Here is a 14,634-nt window from a genome sequence, read left to right as displayed (position 1 = left end):
AAACCCACCTGTAGGAGCGCGCCCTGCGCGCGATTCGCGGGCAGGGCCCGCTCCTACAAGGTTAATGCCGAACCTTCGCCCCACGCCGGACAGGCCCGCGGGGCGCGCAGCCAAGGGCCGGGGAGAGGGCGCTCTTCAGGGCAAGCACCGCAGCCACCGGCAGAACAGCGTTCGCGAGCAAGCTCGCTCCTACGAAAAGCCGCTCCCTCCCGTCGCGAGGTTCGCCCCTCTCAAACCTTCCCACGCTTGCGGAACTCCACCGGCGTCTCCCCCACCCAGCGCTTGAAGGCGCGGTAAAAGGTACTCGGCTCTGAGAACCCAGTACGCTCGACGATCACCTCGATACGCTCGTCGGTCTTCAGCAACAGCTCCTTGGCCAACCGGCAGCGATAGTCGGTAACCAGGTCGTTGAAGCGCACCCCGGCCATGGCCAGGCGCTCGCGCAGGCGCCGGGCCGGCATGTCCAGGCGTGCGGCGACCTGCTCCAGGGTGGCGCCGCCGTCCACCAGCAGCTCGCCGATCAGCTCGCGCACCTTGCGCACCAGGTCCAGGCGTTCCACCTCGGCCAGTTGCCGGCGCGCCAGCGACTCGTGCATGCGCAGCAGCTCCGGCGCGGCGTGGCGCGAGGGCTTGTCCAGCACCGCGGCGTCGAAGACCAGTGCATAGCGCTCGGCGCCCAGGCGCACCGGGCAGCCGTAGACCTGTCGGTAGCGTTCGGCGGGGGCGCCTTCGCCGTGCATCAGCTCCACCTCGTGGGGCCGGAAGTCGCCCTCGGTGAGCGCGTGGAACAGGCGGATCACCGCGCCGGCGAGCATTTCCGGGAAGTGCCGGTTGGTCCCGGCGCTGTGGCCGAGCAGCAGCACGGCGCGCTCGCCCTCCACTTCCAGGCGGGCGTTGAGGGTGTCGGAGAGCAGGCGCACATAGCGCAGGGCGTGGCGCAGGCCCTCGCCGAAGGTGGCGCTGGAGAGGAACAGGTATTCCAGCAGCAGGCCGTGAAAGGCCGGCAGGTGCCCGGCCAGGTACAGGCCGACGTGCTCCTCGCCGCATTCCTCGGCGGCGGCCTTCCAGAACAGGTTCTGCGCGCTATGCGGGAAGCGCCCGGCCGGCAGCGAGCCCGGCGGCAGGCCAACCCGGGCGAGCACACGGTCGGGATCGCTGCCGCTGGCGCGCAGCGCGTCGATCACCGGGCGCATCAGCGCCACATCGTCGGTCAGATCGTGCATGGTATTTATTCTGGTTATCCATGAAGCGGGCCCATCTTAGGCAGCTTTCCTACCGCCTCTCAAGTAACACGCCATGGCAGCGGTCGAATTATCCACAAGCCCCATGCCAGAGCCGCCGATTGACCGGCCTGCCGCCACGCCGCCCCGCCCCGGCCAATGCCCGGCCGGGCCCGGCGGCTAAGCTGAAGGCAATACCGCCCAGGAGATTCCTAATGCCCAAAGACTGGCTGGACCTGTCCGCCCCACCCGCCTTGCCCGGCCTGTTCCTGCGCGCCGCCGTGCGCCGCGGCCTGCGCGGCCGCAGCCTGCCCACCCGCGGCGTGCGCGCGCCGGTGATGGTCGACGCCCGGAACCTGGAGCGCTACCGCCAGGTGTGCGGCTTCAGGAACGACCACCTGCTGCCGCCGACCTACCCGCACATCCTCGCCTTCGGCCTGCAGATGGGCCTGCTCACCGACGCCCGCTTCCCCTTCCCGCTGCTGGGCCTGGTGCACCTGGAGAACCGTATCAGCGTGTTGCGCCCGCTCGGCGGCCTGGGCCCGTTCCAGGCCAGCGTGCGGGTGGCCGACCTGCAGCCCCACGACAAGGGCGTGACCTTCAGCCTGATCACCCAGCTGCACGACCAGCTCGGCCTGCTCTGGGAAGGCGACAGCCGCCTGCTGTTCCGCGGCATGCGCCTGGAAGGCACGCCGCCGGAACGCGAGGAACAGCCCGAGCTGCCGCTGGAACAGATCGACCACTGGCAATGCCCAGCGGACATCGGCCGGCGCTACGCCCGGGTGGCCGGCGACTACAACCCCATCCACCTGTCGGCGGCCAGCGCCAGGCTGTTCGGCTTCCCCCGCGCCATCGCCCATGGCCTGTGGAACAAGGCGCGCAGCCTGGCGGCCCTGGGCGAGCGCCTGCCGGCGGCCGGCTACCAGGTGCAAGTGCGCTTCCAGAAGCCGGTGCTGCTGCCCTCCAGCGTCAGCCTGCTGGCCAGCGAGGTGGCCCCGGCCGGGCAGTTCGCCCTGCGCGGCGAGGACGGCCTGCCGCACATGGCCGGCGCCTGGAAACCGCTCGACGCTTGATGCGGCGCCGCTGAAGCCGGAAGCTATGGGGCTCCCAAGGAGCCCCCGATGAACCTCGACGAACTCACCGCGCGCCTGCACGCGATCCGCGACCACAACGATTGGAAACGCTTCCACAGCCCGAAGAACCTGGCCATGGCCGCCAGCGTGGAAATGGCCGAGCTGGTGGAAATCTTCCAGTGGCTGAGCGAAGACGAGTCGCGCCAATTGCCCGCCGACAAGCTCGCCCACGCAGGCCAGGAGGTCGGCGACATCGTCCTCTACCTGCTGCTGCTCTGCGCCGAACTGGGCCTGGACATGGACCAGGTGGTGCGCGCCAAGCTGGCCGACAGCGAAAGGCGCTTCGTGCATGGCTGACCGGCATTTCGACGAACTGGCCACGCGCTTCGCCGAGAAGATCTACGGCGGCGCCAAGGGCGCCATCCGCCTGGCCGTGCTGCAGGCCGACCTGGCCGAAACGCTGCCCGAACGCCCGCTGCGCGTGCTCGACATAGGCGCCGGCCTGGGCCACATGGCGCTGTGGCTGGCCGAGCGCGGCCACCAGGTGACCCTCGCCGAACCCGCCGTGCCCATGCTCGAAGGCGCCCGCCAGCGCTTCGCCGAGGCCGGCCGCGCGGCCACCTTCATCGAGGCGCCCTGGCAGGCACTGCTCGGCCAGCTCGACGAACCCTACGACCTGGTGCTGTGCCACGCCGTGCTGGAATGGCTGGCCGAGCCCCAGGCTATCCTCCCCGTGCTGCACCAGTTGACCGCCCGCGACGGCTGGCTGTCGCTGGCCTTCTACAACCGCGACGCGCTCATCTACCGTAACCTGCTCAAGGGCCACTTCCGCAAGCTGCGCAAACAGCGCTTCGCCGGCGAAGGCCAGAGCCTGACGCCGCAGCAGCCGCTGGACCCGCGCGAGCTGGAAGCGGCCATGGCGGATGCCTGGAACATCGAGGCACGCAGCGGTGTGCGGGTGTTCCACGACTACATGCCGCAGGAGTTCCAGCACAAAGCCGAGCCCCTGGACCTGGTGGAAATGGAACTGGCCTACCGCCGCCACCCGGCCTTCGCCGGCCTGGGCCGCTACCTGCACTGGCTGTGCCGCCCGCGCGAATAGGTGCACAATCGCCCCATCACCGTCGTCGCCCGCGCCCCGGCGCGGGCGGGAGCCCCCGCATGTCGCCACGCCTGATCCTGCTGCCGCTGCTCGCCGCGCTGGCCGCCTGCCAGAGCCAGAATCCCTACACCAACCAGTCGCTGCCGCCGCCCCCGGTGCCAGCCCAGGCCAGCGCCCCGGGCTTCGATCCCGGCGCCTACCCGGCCGCGCCGCCGGACTACGGCCGCTACCGCTCGTGGAACTGGACCGGCGCGCCCAGCGGCGCCACCACCTACGGCAGCTCGCTGCAGGACGCGGTCAGCGAAGGCCTCGACCAGGTCGGCCTGCGCCCGGCGCGCCCCGGCGCCACGCCGGACCTGCGCGTAAGCGCGCGGGTCAGCAGCGAGCAGCGCACCCGCCAAGTCACCGACTACTACGGCGGCGGCTACTACGGCGGCTGGAACGATCCCTGGTACGGCGCCTCCATCCCGGTAACGCGAACCTACATAGTGCAGGTCAACGTGGTGCGCATCGAACTCTACGACGCCCGCGACAACCACGCCGTCTGGGTGGCCTCGGCCGAATACCAGCCCAGCGGCAACCAGAGCGAACAAGCCCGCGGCCTGCGCGAAGCGGTGCGCAAGGCGCTGTCGGGCTACCCGCCGCACTGAGGCGCTTGTCCGGCTTTGCTGCCAGAAAACTGCGGAATAGGGCCATTTCGAGGCATTCCGCCACTTGCCTTTGCGCACGCTCTGAGCTTCGATGAAGACTCTGCCTGGAGTATGCCGATCATGATCCGCCGTCTGTTGTTGCTGGGCCTGCTGCTGGGCCTGGCCGCCTGTGAGACCGTCAACCTCAGCCGCGACTACGATTCCAGCCGCGACTTCGCCGCCTACCGCAGCTGGGCCTGGGCGCAGCCGGCCTTCGAATACCGCCCGGACGACCCGCGCATCAAGAGCGACCTCACCGAGCAACGCATCCGCTCGGCGGTGGCCGACCAGCTCGACCAGCGCGGCCTGCGCCCGAGCCAGGGCGGCGCCGCGCCCGACGTGACGGTGCGCGCCTACCTGATCGTCGACCAGCGCCAGGACCAGGTCACCACCTACACCGGCGGCTACTGGAACGGTTATTGGGGCGGCTACTGGGGCGGCCCGGCGATGGCCGAGTCGCGCACCGTGACCTACAAGGTCGCCACCATCCAGGTCGACCTGCTCGACGGCAAGGACGGCAAATTGGTATGGCGCGGCAGCGGCGAGCAGATCATGCGCAGCAGCCCGCCGACCCCGGCCGAGCGCGAAGCGGCCATCCGCGAGACCGTGCAGAAGGTCCTCGCCCAGTACCCGCCGCGCGGATGAGCCTGCAGCATCGCCCCGTGGAAGCCGGCGACCTAGCCGAGGTGGCCGGCTTCGTGCGTAGCGCCGACGAACTCTTCTACGCCTACCCCAAGGCCCGCTGGCCGTTCAGCGTCGAACAGCTGGCCGCGGCGGTGGCCGAGCGCCGCGCCAGCACCCTGGCCCTGCTCGACGGCCGCGCCGCCGGCTTCGCCAACTTCTACCAGAGCCTGCCCGGCGAGTACTGCGCGCTGGGCAACATGATGGTCGCGCCCTGGGCCCGCGGGCACGGCGTGGCGCGCTACCTGATCGGCGTCATGGAAGACCTCGCCCGGCGCGACTACGCTGCACCGCTGATGAAAATCTCCTGCTTCAACGACAACGCCGGCGGCCTGCTGCTCTACGCCGGCCTGGGCTATCGCCCGGTGGGCATCGTCGAGCGCCAGGCGCCGGACGGCCGCCGCGTGGCCCTGGTGCAGATGGAGAAAGCCCTTGGACCAGCCTGACATCCAGCGCGTGCTGATCATCGTCAGCAGCGGCCCGAGCACCCCGGCGCGCTGCGCCGCACCCTTCTACACCGCCACCCTGCTGGCCTGCATGGACGCCGAGGTGACGCTCTTCCTCAGCGGCGAGGGCGTGCAGCTGGCGCGCCAGGACGTGGTGGACAATCTCTACGCAGCCCCCGGCGGCGAGCCGCTCAGCCACTTCATCCAGCAGGCCAAGGAAGCCGGCGCGCGCCTGCTGATGTGCCGCGCCCCCGGCGTGCCCATCGACGAAAGCGCGCTGATCGGCGAAATCGACGAAATCGCCAGCGGCGGCGAACTGGCGCGGATGATCCTCGAATACGACCGGGTGCTGACCCTGTGAAACTGCATGGCCTGGAATTCCCCGACGACCTGCTCTACGCCCCGGACTACAACCTGTGGCTGCGCGAGGAAACCGACGGCGCCGTAACCCTCGGCCTGAGCGCCTATGGCTGCGCGCTCTACGGGCAGATCTTCGCCTTCACCCCCAAGCGCGACGGCTGGCACATCGAGCGCGACCGCAGCTTCGGCGTGGTGGAATTCGCCAAGGCCGCCTCCTCGGCGCGCTGCCCGCTGGCCGGCACCCTGCTGGTGAGCAACGAGGAAGTGCAGCGCCGCCCAGGTCTGATCAACCTCGACTGCTACGGCGAAGGCTGGATGGTGCGCCTGCGCCCGGACGACTGGGCCAGCGCGAAGGCCGGCTTCGTCAGCGGCCAGGCGGCGCTGGAGGCCTTCGCCGAACGCATGCGCCTGGACGCCTTCGACCCCGAGGGCAACGACGTCCAGGCCCTGCGCCGCGACTGAGCTTAAGCAAGCCATAAGCTTCGCCGGCCTAGGCTGTGCGATCCGCAAGCTCCCCCACAGAAGGAGTCCACCATGCCCCGGCTTCCCGCGCTCGTCCTCGCCCTGCTCGCCCTCTCCGGCTGTGCCGGGCAGAGCAGCTACAACCTCGGCGCCATCGAGTCGCCGGTGAAGGAATCCTTCGGCCTCGACGACGTCGAACGGCAGCCCATGATGGGCGCGCAGTTCCAGCAACAGGGCGGCTTCTCCTCCCAGCAGCAGCGCCTGCTGATGGGCCAGTGAGGCAGTCCTAGTCCACCCGGAAGCCGGCCAGCTGCTGCTGTTGCTCGACCGCCAGGCGGGCCAGCTCCAGGCTCGCCGCGGCGCTCTGCTCGGCGTTCTCCACCACGCTCTGGATGCTGTCGTTGAGCTGGGTGATGTTCTGGCTGATCTCATGGGCCACCGCCGTCTGCTCCTCGGTGGCGGTGGAAATCTGCGCGTTGCCGTCGGCGATGCGGTCGATGGCGTTGGCGATGTGCCGCAGCGCCTCGCCGGACTCGCGCGAATGCCGCACGCTGTCCCCGGCCCGCTCGCGGGACTCCTGCATCACGCCCACCGCCTGGCGCGCGCCGCTCTGCAGCGAATCGATCATGCCGCGGATCGACTCGGTGGCCTTCTGCGTGTTGCTCGCCAGGCTGCGCACCTCGTCGGCCACCACGGCGAACCCGCGCCCGGCCTCGCCGGCCCGCGCCGCCTCGATGGCGGCGTTGAGCGCCAGCAGGTTGGTCTGCTCGGCGATGCTCTGGATCACCCCCAGCACGCTGCCGATCTCGTCGCTCTGGCTGTGCAGGCGGTCGATCACCTCGGCGCTCTCCTGCACCGCCTGCGACAGACGTTCGATGGCGCCCAGGTTGGCCTCCACCAGCTCGGTGCCCTGGTGCGCCTCGCGGCGCACGTCCTCGGCCACCCGCGCCATGTCCAGGGCGTTCTCCGCCACCTGCTGCACCGCGGCGCTCATCTCGTGCACGGCGGTGGCGACCATGGCGGTCTGGTCGCCCTGGCCGTTGGCGGCATCGCTGACCTGGGCGCTGATGGCGCTCATCTCTTCCGACGCGCTGGCCAGCTGCACCGAGGCGCCGCCCAGGTGGCGGATCAGCCGCTGGAAGTGCTCGAGCATGGTGTTGAAGGCCTGGGCGGTCTGCGCCAGCTCGTCGCGGCCCACGGCCTCGGCGCGCAGGCTCAGGTCGGAATTGCGCTGCACCGTGGCGATGGTCCGGCCCAGTTGTTCCAGCGGGCGGTTGATCGAACGGCTGACCAGCAGGCTGAACAGCAGCATGCCGACCAGCACCACCACGGCGATGGCCACGAAGCTGGCCTTCATTGCCTGGTAGCGTGCGGTGGAGGCCTGGCTCAGCCTTTCGCCCTCGCGGACCTGCAGCTGGGCCAGTTCCTCCAGCGCATCCCCCAGCGGGTCGAAGGCCGCATACAGGCGCCGGATGAAGCTGGCGTCGCTCTCGCCGCGCAGGCTGCCGTCGGTCTGTTCCTGCAGCGTGTCCACCAGCTTGTCCACCGCGGCCATGCGCGCGCGGATGCCGGCCACCATCTGCTGCTCGGCATCGGTCATCTTGCTGTCCTGCACCAGGCGCCAGGAATCCGCGATGGTCTTGCGCGCCTCGCCGATGGCGCCGCGCAAGGCGTCCACGTCTATCACCCCGGAGCGGTACTTGTGCAGCGCATCCACCATGTTCACCGCATAGGCGTTGGAGATCAGGTTGAGCCGGTTCACCGGGCGCATGCGGTCGTTGAACAGCTCGTCGAAATCATCGTTGAGCTGGTCGGCGTTGTACGCCGCCAGCGCCATCACCCCGGCCAGCACCAGCAGGGGCAGGAACGCCAGCGACAGCAGGCGGGTACGTACGCGGATCTGGTTGAGCATCGCATCTCTCCTGGGCTGCTCGAACTCGTGCGCGGACCGCACAACCGCGATCCGCTCGTCTCGGCGAATGGATCGGCCCGCCAGGGGATAACTGGACCTGAGGATTAAGTAGGAAAAATCCCGCCATTTAGAGAGATGCGTCGCAGGAAAGGGCTGCTAGGGTGAAAGAAACCCCACGCCCGGGAGGCCGGATGCTCCGCCACGCCCTCGCCCTGCTCCTGCTGCTGGCCAGCCTCGGCGCCAACGCCGACCAGCCGGCGCAACCCGGCTTCGTCTACCTCGACCAGGTGCTGCAGCACGCCCATTACGAAGCGCGCTACTACAGCGGCGACAACTTCGTCGGCAGCCGCATCGACGGCTACGAAAGCCCACGGGTGATCCTCACGAAGGAAGCGGCCACGGCCCTGGCCGAAGTGGAGCGCGACGTCGCCCTCAGCGGCCTGCAACTGAAACTCTTCGACGGCTACCGCCCGCAACGCGCCGTGGCCCACTTCCAGCGCTGGGCCGCGGACCTGGCCGACACCCGCACCAAGGACCGCTACTACCCGCACCTGGACAAGGCGGCGCTGTTCCGCGACGGCTACATCGCCAAGAAATCCGCCCACTGCCGCGGCAGCACCGTGGACCTCACCCTGGTCGACGCCAGCACCGGCCAGGAACTGGACATGGGCAGCCACTTCGACTTCTTCGGCCCCATCTCCCACCACGGCACCAACCTGATCAGCGTGCAACAGACGCGCAACCGCGAAACCCTGCGCAGCGCCATGCAACGCCACGGCTTCGAGCCCTACGCCAACGAGTGGTGGCACTACACGTTGAAGCAGGAGCCGTATCCCAACACTGCCTTCGACTTCCCGGTGAAATAGCCTGCCAGCTTTTCGTAGGAGCGAGGGGGACGCCTAGTTCTTGCTCGCGAACGTGTTATCCGCTGATTGCGGAGTTGAGGCGGTTCGCGAGCGAGCTCGCTCCTACAAGAGCATGGCCAACCCGCCCACCTCAGGAATAGGCTCAGCCCAAACCTGCAAACGGGAAGACCCATGAGCACCGTCGACGACCAGACCAACCCACACGCCAGCGATCAAAGGACGCAAGACCGCCATCGCTTGCGAAACCGCCTTCTGGCCGGCGCCGAATCCGCTCCCACAGAGCACGCCGATGCGGCCTTCTTCGAGCACCTGCGCAACCGAATCAAGGAACAGAGGAAGAAGCCCTAACAACGACGATGAACCTGCGCACCGGCCCGAACGTCGAACGACAGCCCCTCAGCCAGGACATCCCATGACCCAGCCCCCCACCTTCGACGGCCAACGCTGGAGCAACGCCGAAGCCGACCGCATCGAACTGGCCGAAGCCAACCCGGACTGGCCCCGGCGCTTCGCCGAGGAAGCCGGCGCCATCGCCAGCGCCCTGTCCCTGCCCGGCCTGAAGATCGAACACTTCGGCAGCACGGCGGTGCCCGGCCTGAAGGCCAAGCCGATCATCGACATCCTCCTGCTACCCCCGCCCGACGCCGACTGGCAAAGCCTGGTCGCCCCGCTGGAAGCCCTCGGCTACCAATACTGGCGCGACAACCCGGCGCCGCAGCGGATGTTTTTCGTCAAGGGCATGCCACCCCGGGGCCAGGGCAGAACCCACCACGTCCACGTCATGAACCTGGCCGACGCCGACCGCCACCTGATCTTCCGCAACTGGCTGCGCAACCATCCGCAGGACGCGGCGGAATACCAACGCCTCAAGGAACGACTGGCAGAACGCTTCCCCACCGACCGCGAGGCCTACACGCAAGGCAAGGACGAGCTGGTGGCCCGGATACTGGGCAAGGCCCTGCAAGAGGGCCGCGACTCAGGTGGATCGGTACAGGGAGCCAGAACGTAGGATGGGTTGAGCGCCAGCGATACCCATGCGGTCGATGATGGGTATCGCTGCGCTCAACGCCATCCTACGTGGTGCAGCAGGCACGCATACCGCATCGCTTTCCTGGCTCTGTCTGCCGAGCTTTCCATGACTGCAACTACTGCTCTTCGTCAGGACTGAGTTGCCCGGCAACGGGCAAAGACTCTCCAGTCAACAACCACCACCGATACTGCGGATAAAGCTCCCCAAGCCGCTCCAGCTCCTCAGCACCAATACGTGCTCTTCCCCGCTTGATGCTCTGCCAGCGCACGTAGTCCTTGCTGTTCACCTCAGCCAAATCCTTCAGACTTGTCTGCTCCAGCAAGAACAGCGCTCTATCGGCCATGCCTTGCGCCATTAAAAAATTCCGTTATGGAGTATTGCCATAAGTGCAGATCTATGGAAATAATCCATAAATCATCGTGATCCCAAGTCCGATGAATACTGACGGAACAGGCGTTGAACTGGAAGACTGCTGCCCAGGATCGGCCTGTTCCTGTCCCCTGAGTTTCCATCACGGAAGGAGACACCAATGCCCCATTTCGACACCTCCACCGCCCTCGCACTGCTGGGCAAGACCATCCAAGCGGACCTGACCTTGAAAGACGCGCCGTATCTTGAAAGCTATCGCGGTCGCGTCGTCGGGGTGGCCCTGACCGTGGAGGATGAGCCCCCGTACTTTCTGGTGCGCAATCCGGCTGAGCCGCAGCGCTTTCCGGAAGAATTGTTATGGAGCGATATCCACAGAATGCAGGTAATCGACGACGAGACGCCAGCCAGCGAAACCTGAAAGTTATCGCAGCAAAGACAGAAGCGGAGGGAAGTGGCGGAAGGCAGTGAGAGTCGAACCCTTTAAATGTCTTGGTTATCAATGGTCTACGCTGGTCATTGCTGGGTTTGGTGCCATGCGTCAAGGTTTTTGTAGCCCATTGCTGGGCTATGTTTTCGACACTTTTTCGACACTTATGGGCATTCCTTCAGCATGCGTGCACGGTACGCTTCTTTGTATTGTGGGTTTTTCTCATTATTGAAAATTGAAGTCCATGCTTGGCAATTTGGGTTGGCTTGAGGTGTTTTTCTGTTGAGCGGCGGCGAGGTTTGGGGTGGCTGCTCTATGAAGCTTGTTTCGATTATTTTTAGTTGCCAAGCCATGTATAGGTGCCATGCCATTCCTAAGCCGACTCCCCCTAGAAATATTCCTAATGCAATTGATGCAACTAGGTTTGCTGGGCTTACATGGATATGTATTGGCCTGTTTGTCCTTATCAATTTTCTGCTCCTTGTCCTTTTGCTCGGGCGTACCAGCGCCTACTCACTTCCTTGGTGATCGCTATCCCGCGTTTTGATTGGGCAAGTTTCTGTTGGCCTCGTCGTATTCGGGGCTTGTCTGTCCGCATTCTGGTGCGATTTGGCCGCTTGCTATCCACAAAGCATATTGTGGATAAATTTTGACCAGCACTTCTATTTCTTCAGTGCTAAGCCTCGCCTTTTTGTGGCGTAGGTTCTTCCATCGGCTGTAGTTGATGTCAGATTGCCGCACTAGGTCGTCTAGTCCAACCTTATAAATTAAGGTTATAGCCCTATCCTGGATTGATTCCATAAGGTTCTAAAAAGACTCCAAGTTCAGTATTTACTCTCTTGGAATGCACTATTACTATGTCTCTAACGGTTCACTATTTACCCTCTACAAGTGAACCAAGCGCATTACCTATAGACCAACATAGTGCAGCAAAGCCCATGGAACTGGAACAGATAAAGGTTAAGGAATTGACGGCAGCCCCTCCCCTTCTGCCGTGGAAGGTCTTCTGCGTCTGGATTGGCATGGGCTCGGAGACTGACACGGTGCGTGGCTGGATTCGCCAGGGCTACCTGCCGACTCGTCGTGTCGGGAAATACCTGATGGTCAATGTGGCTTTGCTGAATAAGCAGCTGCTGGAAGAGGAGGATTTCTAATGGATCGCTTTGTTCTTCAATCCATCATGTGTATTGCGGAAAAGGCTTATTTGGCTGATTCCGTTCAGCAAAATCTTCTTTATGTATTTAAGCTGGATGGATTTATTGAGGCGCTTTTTGTTTCGTCTCAAATTTCGGCTGAGCAAAGCGGCCTGTTGCGGTCTTTTTCTATTAACCTTCAATTTGAGTTCGATAAAAGTCACTCTTGTTTCCCGTCTGCAATGAATGTTGGGCCAATTATGCCTTCTTGGGTTGCCCGTCAGCGGAGGGCTTTGGCATGAATATTTTGAAAGCCATGCTTGGTTTGGGGTTTTGGTTTTTCATTCTCTTTGCCTCTATTGGTTCGTTTTTTAAGTTTACTTTTGATTTGAATGATTCCAGCTTTTCGACCTTTCTTTGTTTCATGCTGTTTATCGCTGCGCTGTTCTTTTTGCTTATCCCGGTCCTTGCTTTTGTGTTGAAGCAAATTGTTGAAAGCAAGGCTTGGGATTTCCTTGGGGAGTAGCCATGCATGCGCGTAAGTACTCGGGGCGCCCTCATGCTGAAGACTGTGATTGCTCGGTTTGCTGGGTTAAGAGAATGGGCCCTAACCCTGTTCGCATACATGGTCCTTTCTGTCGTAAGCACCGTATTTATCTTCAGGATGGTGTTTGGCGATTTGTACGTGGACCTTGCTACTGCGGTGATCGTAGTCGCTCTGATTGGCGTATCTCTAGAGCTGAGGGATTCGATTCTAGGGCGTTCTATGCGGGAGATATCTTCCGTAGAGCCTAGTCGTGTAGTGCAGCTGTATTTCTTTTTTGTTGTCGTGGTTACGACTTACTTGGGGATTCCTCTCTACTTCTTTTATTGGTGGTCATTATGAGCGCGATTATTCCCCCGCGCCGGGAAACTCCGGGCGACCCGCCCAAAAAGTTCCTGGTTCAAGTGAAAACTTCCGATTTCCTTCTTTTGCAGCAAGAGGCAGCTAATCGTGGAACTGATCTTCTCAAGCTGGGTGGGTTTGTTCTTAGTGCTTGGCTTGCTGCTGGCTGTCCTGATTTCAGTAATTAGTGCCGGTTGCCGGGCTGTTTGGAACTATCAGGATAGCAAGCATGAAGTTGGCGAGCGGTTTCTGATTTATTTGTGGCATTGCAGACAGAGTCCCGAAACGTTTGATCCGGGTTATGCCGCGACTCTCGTTTGGTCGATTCGGTGCCGTCGGTGTCGCCATCGTTATATGCCGCTGGCTCGGATGCTTAATCGGGCTCGTCTTGAAAAGACAGAGTTCGGGCGATTTCGGGAAGAGGCAGTAAAAGCAGGCTTTCAGATTTAACGCCCGGTTGGGCACTTCAAAAACCCCTAGGAGGTAATTCCTATGTTCGATCAAGTCATGCAACAAAAAATGCTCGTGCTCGGTGTTGAGCGCACTACGGTTGATCGTTCCGTTTTCGTCTCGGCCTTCGTGGGTCGCCAGCCGGAAACTGAGCGGGTAGCCGATACCCGCGCTTACGCGATTTCGAAAATCAGCGTCGAACCGTCGGTCTTCGACAAGTTTCCTGCGGTGACGGAGCCGGTGGAGCTGAACCTGCATATCCGCTTGGTCAAGGCGGCGGGCGGCAAGATGCAACCGCGCATCGTGGACGTGGAAGCCGTCAAGGCGGGTGCTGCTGTGTCGCGTCCTGCCGCCAGTGACAAGGCTGGGGCCTAAGCATGTGCGCCGCCTGGGTTGCATCGTCTGACGTGGCGCCGTTCTCCGGCCGCGCCTCTCTGTCGATGTGTTCGGACGAAAACGGGGGCCGTGGCGGCCTAGCAGGTGTGGCCCGCTGCTCCATCGCGTGGCCCGTTTCCTGCGAGCCGCCGCGCTCTGCCCACGCACCGTCTGACGATGCTCCCGGCGTCTGCGCGGCCCTGGTCGGCGCCGATCTTGCCGTTTACGTGCTTACCGACGGCGCCACTCTCGCCCCCGTCAAGGGCCGCGCCCCCGGCTCGTCGGAACAGCTTCATCGTTCCGGCGAACGGAGGCACGGGCGAAGCGAACCCTTGATGGCTCCCCGACAAAACAGCCTCCGAGTCATAGGGGCGGGGGAAGCTCTATCCCCCCGCCCCTCTGACTCCCTGGCGAAGGGCGGGATGGTAAGGGCGGAGCCCTTACGACTTTGCTCTTTGATCTGCGTTCCAAGGGCGCAGCCTTTGGCCCCCGGAGGGCCATCAATAAAGAGCCTCCGGCACAGCCGGGCAACTTCTACCGATCTTTCAGCCGCCTGCGAAGGCAAGGGGGACGCGTAAATGTCCGCTTGGCTGGCCAATGTCACTTTGGGCGATTTGTTCGCCCTTCAACTCGTCCTCGGTCTCGTCCAGTGCGCGGCTTTGGGTCTCATTCATGGGCATCAGAGGTAACGGCTATGTCGCTCTCTTGGGATACGTATCTGTTTATCGCTGGGCTCGCTGTGGGTTCTGTAGGTATTGGCATCGCCTACGGGCACTTCCGCCTTGGGTGGAAGGAACTGATTGATGCCGCATCGTAAGAGGAAAAACCTCATGAAACTGCAAAGCAAGCTGCCGGCCATGCCGGTTGGTGTGTCCAGCGAAGTGACTCCGGCCGGTAAAGCCGGAGGCCAAAGCCTGGCCGCTTTCTCCATCAAAAACACTGCTGTAATCGCCGTCGTCGCGGGCTCCATGACTGCTGGCATGGCCAATGCCGCCATCACGGTTCCGCCGGAGATTCTCGAGGTCTTCACCGATCTGGCAGCCGCCTTCGGCGTGCTCATGGCCGCCGGTGCCGTCCTGTTCGGCGTGATTCGTGGCGGTGTCGCTCTCTTCAAGATCGCCAGCCGCATCTTCTCCGCGGCCGGCGCCTGACG

At 64.0% G+C, this 14,634-nt stretch carries 24 protein-coding genes; 20 read left to right on the top strand and 4 right to left on the bottom strand.

Annotation, left to right across the window (positions count from 1 at the left end; all coding sequences use genetic code 11):
- Positions 1–230: 230 nt before the first annotated feature.
- Positions 231–1,223, bottom strand: coding sequence for an AraC family transcriptional regulator (locus IG194_RS17005; protein ID WP_058488292.1), 993 nt, complete (start codon positions 1,221–1,223; stop codon positions 231–233).
- Positions 1,224–1,435: 212 nt separating this feature from the next.
- Here IG194_RS17005 and IG194_RS17000 point away from each other — a divergent pair, with 212 nt between their 5' ends.
- The 9 genes from IG194_RS17000 (at position 1,436) to IG194_RS16960 (ending at position 6,312) form a co-directional block, all read left to right on the top strand.
- Positions 1,436–2,293 carry a MaoC family dehydratase gene (locus tag IG194_RS17000; protein ID WP_058488291.1) on the top strand — a complete coding sequence of 286 codons (858 nt, stop codon included), beginning with the start codon at positions 1,436–1,438 and terminating at the stop codon, positions 2,291–2,293.
- Positions 2,294–2,341: 48 nt separating this feature from the next.
- Complete coding sequence (locus tag IG194_RS16995; protein ID WP_043318744.1) at positions 2,342–2,650, top strand: MazG-like family protein; 309 nt, start codon at positions 2,342–2,344, stop codon at positions 2,648–2,650.
- Complete coding sequence (locus tag IG194_RS16990) at positions 2,643–3,395, top strand: methyltransferase (protein WP_058488290.1); 753 nt, start codon at positions 2,643–2,645, stop codon at positions 3,393–3,395. Before IG194_RS16995 ends, IG194_RS16990 begins: the two co-directional genes overlap by 8 nt.
- A 59-nt stretch (positions 3,396–3,454) precedes the next feature.
- Positions 3,455–4,045 carry a DUF4136 domain-containing protein gene (locus IG194_RS16985; protein ID WP_058071695.1) on the top strand — a complete coding sequence of 197 codons (591 nt, stop codon included), beginning with the start codon at positions 3,455–3,457 and terminating at the stop codon, positions 4,043–4,045.
- A 120-nt stretch (positions 4,046–4,165) separates the two neighbouring features.
- Complete coding sequence (locus IG194_RS16980; protein ID WP_058489703.1) at positions 4,166–4,729, top strand: DUF4136 domain-containing protein; 564 nt, start codon at positions 4,166–4,168, stop codon at positions 4,727–4,729.
- On the top strand, positions 4,726–5,211 hold the full coding sequence (locus IG194_RS16975; protein WP_058488289.1) for a GNAT family N-acetyltransferase: 486 nt from the start codon (positions 4,726–4,728) through the stop codon (positions 5,209–5,211). Before IG194_RS16980 ends, IG194_RS16975 begins: the two co-directional genes overlap by 4 nt.
- Positions 5,198–5,572, top strand: coding sequence for a DsrE family protein (locus tag IG194_RS16970; protein WP_043318751.1), 375 nt, complete (start codon positions 5,198–5,200; stop codon positions 5,570–5,572). Before IG194_RS16975 ends, IG194_RS16970 begins: the two co-directional genes overlap by 14 nt.
- On the top strand, positions 5,569–6,033 hold the full coding sequence (locus tag IG194_RS16965; RefSeq protein WP_058488288.1) for a glycine cleavage system protein H: 465 nt from the start codon (positions 5,569–5,571) through the stop codon (positions 6,031–6,033). The genes IG194_RS16970 and IG194_RS16965 overlap by 4 nt, the downstream gene beginning before the upstream one ends.
- A 72-nt stretch (positions 6,034–6,105) precedes the next feature.
- Positions 6,106–6,312, top strand: a complete 207-nt coding sequence (locus tag IG194_RS16960; protein ID WP_009613244.1) for a hypothetical protein — start codon at positions 6,106–6,108, stop codon at positions 6,310–6,312.
- Between the two features lie 7 nt (positions 6,313–6,319).
- On the opposite strand, the gene IG194_RS16955 is transcribed toward IG194_RS16960, so the two are convergent.
- On the bottom strand, positions 6,320–7,945 hold the full coding sequence (locus IG194_RS16955) for a methyl-accepting chemotaxis protein (RefSeq protein ID WP_058488287.1): 1,626 nt from the start codon (positions 7,943–7,945) through the stop codon (positions 6,320–6,322).
- Between the two features lie 191 nt (positions 7,946–8,136).
- Between IG194_RS16955 and IG194_RS16950 the strand changes: the two genes are divergently transcribed.
- From IG194_RS16950 to IG194_RS16940, 3 genes are all read left to right on the top strand, one after another.
- Positions 8,137–8,811, top strand: a complete 675-nt coding sequence (locus IG194_RS16950; RefSeq protein ID WP_058488286.1) for a M15 family metallopeptidase — start codon at positions 8,137–8,139, stop codon at positions 8,809–8,811.
- 171 nt (positions 8,812–8,982) lie between these two features.
- The gene (locus IG194_RS16945; RefSeq protein WP_160326822.1) at positions 8,983–9,159 is read left to right on the top strand and encodes a hypothetical protein; all 177 of its coding nucleotides are present in this window, start codon (positions 8,983–8,985) and stop codon (positions 9,157–9,159) included.
- A gap of 64 nt (positions 9,160–9,223) precedes the next feature.
- Complete coding sequence (locus tag IG194_RS16940; protein WP_058488285.1) at positions 9,224–9,820, top strand: GrpB family protein; 597 nt, start codon at positions 9,224–9,226, stop codon at positions 9,818–9,820.
- Between the two features lie 136 nt (positions 9,821–9,956).
- Here the strand turns inward: IG194_RS16940 and IG194_RS16935 are convergent, their stop codons facing one another.
- Entirely contained in the window at positions 9,957–10,196 is a 240-nt protein-coding gene (locus IG194_RS16935) for a hypothetical protein (protein WP_058488284.1), read from the bottom strand.
- A gap of 174 nt (positions 10,197–10,370) precedes the next feature.
- On the opposite strand from IG194_RS16935, the gene IG194_RS16930 reads away from it, so the two are divergent.
- Entirely contained in the window at positions 10,371–10,628 is a 258-nt protein-coding gene (locus tag IG194_RS16930; protein WP_058488283.1) for a hypothetical protein, read from the top strand.
- A gap of 540 nt (positions 10,629–11,168) precedes the next feature.
- Here the strand turns inward: IG194_RS16930 and IG194_RS32825 are convergent.
- Complete coding sequence (locus tag IG194_RS32825; protein ID WP_082996221.1) at positions 11,169–11,438, bottom strand: hypothetical protein; 270 nt, start codon at positions 11,436–11,438, stop codon at positions 11,169–11,171.
- A gap of 137 nt (positions 11,439–11,575) precedes the next feature.
- Between IG194_RS32825 and IG194_RS16925 the strand changes: the two genes are divergently transcribed.
- From IG194_RS16925 to IG194_RS32820, 7 genes are all read left to right on the top strand, one after another.
- A complete protein-coding gene (locus IG194_RS16925; RefSeq protein WP_058488282.1) occupies positions 11,576–11,791 on the top strand; it encodes a hypothetical protein in 216 nt (71 codons plus the stop codon).
- The gene (locus IG194_RS16920; protein ID WP_141679716.1) at positions 11,791–12,072 is read left to right on the top strand and encodes a hypothetical protein; all 282 of its coding nucleotides are present in this window, start codon (positions 11,791–11,793) and stop codon (positions 12,070–12,072) included. The genes IG194_RS16925 and IG194_RS16920 overlap by 1 nt, the downstream gene beginning before the upstream one ends.
- Complete coding sequence (locus IG194_RS16915; protein WP_058488281.1) at positions 12,069–12,296, top strand: hypothetical protein; 228 nt, start codon at positions 12,069–12,071, stop codon at positions 12,294–12,296. The genes IG194_RS16920 and IG194_RS16915 overlap by 4 nt, the downstream gene beginning before the upstream one ends.
- Before the next feature lie 2 nt (positions 12,297–12,298).
- Positions 12,299–12,565, top strand: coding sequence for a lysogeny maintenance protein PflM (gene pflM / locus IG194_RS33345; protein WP_160329398.1), 267 nt, complete (start codon positions 12,299–12,301; stop codon positions 12,563–12,565).
- A 199-nt stretch (positions 12,566–12,764) separates the two neighbouring features.
- Entirely contained in the window at positions 12,765–13,106 is a 342-nt protein-coding gene (locus IG194_RS16905) for a hypothetical protein (RefSeq protein ID WP_141679715.1), read from the top strand.
- A 42-nt stretch (positions 13,107–13,148) separates the two neighbouring features.
- Complete coding sequence (locus IG194_RS16900) at positions 13,149–13,481, top strand: hypothetical protein (protein ID WP_058488279.1); 333 nt, start codon at positions 13,149–13,151, stop codon at positions 13,479–13,481.
- An 830-nt stretch (positions 13,482–14,311) separates the two neighbouring features.
- Positions 14,312–14,632 (top strand): hypothetical protein, encoded by a 321-nt coding sequence (locus IG194_RS32820; RefSeq protein ID WP_058488278.1) that lies wholly within the window; start codon positions 14,312–14,314, stop codon positions 14,630–14,632.
- Positions 14,633–14,634 lie beyond the last annotated feature (2 nt).

The sequence above is a fragment of the Pseudomonas sp. ADPe genome (genome assembly GCF_014843515.1).
Lineage (GTDB): Bacteria > Pseudomonadota > Gammaproteobacteria > Pseudomonadales > Pseudomonadaceae > Pseudomonas > Pseudomonas citronellolis.
Note: the sequence above shows the minus strand (reverse complement) of the source record. Positions and strands in the feature narration are given on the sequence as shown.

What these genes read in the sequence shown, in the direction of transcription:
- IG194_RS17000 (WP_058488291.1), top strand. Translation starts at nt 1,436, where the DNA reads ATGCCCAAAGACTGGCTGGACCTGTCCGCCCCACCCGCCTTGCCCGGC.
- IG194_RS16935 (WP_058488284.1), bottom strand. Translation starts at nt 10,196, where the DNA reads ATGGCGCAAGGCATGGCCGATAGAGCGCTGTTCTTGCTGGAGCAGACA.
- IG194_RS16955 (WP_058488287.1), bottom strand. Translation starts at nt 7,945, where the DNA reads ATGCTCAACCAGATCCGCGTACGTACCCGCCTGCTGTCGCTGGCGTTC.
- IG194_RS16920 (WP_141679716.1), top strand. Translation starts at nt 11,791, where the DNA reads ATGGATCGCTTTGTTCTTCAATCCATCATGTGTATTGCGGAAAAGGCT.
- IG194_RS16960 (WP_009613244.1), top strand. Translation starts at nt 6,106, where the DNA reads ATGCCCCGGCTTCCCGCGCTCGTCCTCGCCCTGCTCGCCCTCTCCGGC.
- IG194_RS16945 (WP_160326822.1), top strand. Translation starts at nt 8,983, where the DNA reads ATGAGCACCGTCGACGACCAGACCAACCCACACGCCAGCGATCAAAGG.
- IG194_RS32820 (WP_058488278.1), top strand. Translation starts at nt 14,312, where the DNA reads ATGAAACTGCAAAGCAAGCTGCCGGCCATGCCGGTTGGTGTGTCCAGC.
- IG194_RS16925 (WP_058488282.1), top strand. Translation starts at nt 11,576, where the DNA reads ATGGAACTGGAACAGATAAAGGTTAAGGAATTGACGGCAGCCCCTCCC.
- IG194_RS16980 (WP_058489703.1), top strand. Translation starts at nt 4,166, where the DNA reads ATGATCCGCCGTCTGTTGTTGCTGGGCCTGCTGCTGGGCCTGGCCGCC.
- IG194_RS16915 (WP_058488281.1), top strand. Translation starts at nt 12,069, where the DNA reads ATGAATATTTTGAAAGCCATGCTTGGTTTGGGGTTTTGGTTTTTCATT.
- IG194_RS16930 (WP_058488283.1), top strand. Translation starts at nt 10,371, where the DNA reads ATGCCCCATTTCGACACCTCCACCGCCCTCGCACTGCTGGGCAAGACC.
- IG194_RS32825 (WP_082996221.1), bottom strand. Translation starts at nt 11,438, where the DNA reads ATGGAATCAATCCAGGATAGGGCTATAACCTTAATTTATAAGGTTGGA.
- IG194_RS16990 (WP_058488290.1), top strand. Translation starts at nt 2,643, where the DNA reads ATGGCTGACCGGCATTTCGACGAACTGGCCACGCGCTTCGCCGAGAAG.
- IG194_RS17005 (WP_058488292.1), bottom strand. Translation starts at nt 1,223, where the DNA reads ATGCACGATCTGACCGACGATGTGGCGCTGATGCGCCCGGTGATCGAC.
- pflM (WP_160329398.1), top strand. Translation starts at nt 12,299, where the DNA reads ATGCATGCGCGTAAGTACTCGGGGCGCCCTCATGCTGAAGACTGTGAT.
- IG194_RS16975 (WP_058488289.1), top strand. Translation starts at nt 4,726, where the DNA reads ATGAGCCTGCAGCATCGCCCCGTGGAAGCCGGCGACCTAGCCGAGGTG.
- IG194_RS16995 (WP_043318744.1), top strand. Translation starts at nt 2,342, where the DNA reads ATGAACCTCGACGAACTCACCGCGCGCCTGCACGCGATCCGCGACCAC.
- IG194_RS16900 (WP_058488279.1), top strand. Translation starts at nt 13,149, where the DNA reads ATGTTCGATCAAGTCATGCAACAAAAAATGCTCGTGCTCGGTGTTGAG.
- IG194_RS16985 (WP_058071695.1), top strand. Translation starts at nt 3,455, where the DNA reads ATGTCGCCACGCCTGATCCTGCTGCCGCTGCTCGCCGCGCTGGCCGCC.
- IG194_RS16950 (WP_058488286.1), top strand. Translation starts at nt 8,137, where the DNA reads ATGCTCCGCCACGCCCTCGCCCTGCTCCTGCTGCTGGCCAGCCTCGGC.
- IG194_RS16940 (WP_058488285.1), top strand. Translation starts at nt 9,224, where the DNA reads ATGACCCAGCCCCCCACCTTCGACGGCCAACGCTGGAGCAACGCCGAA.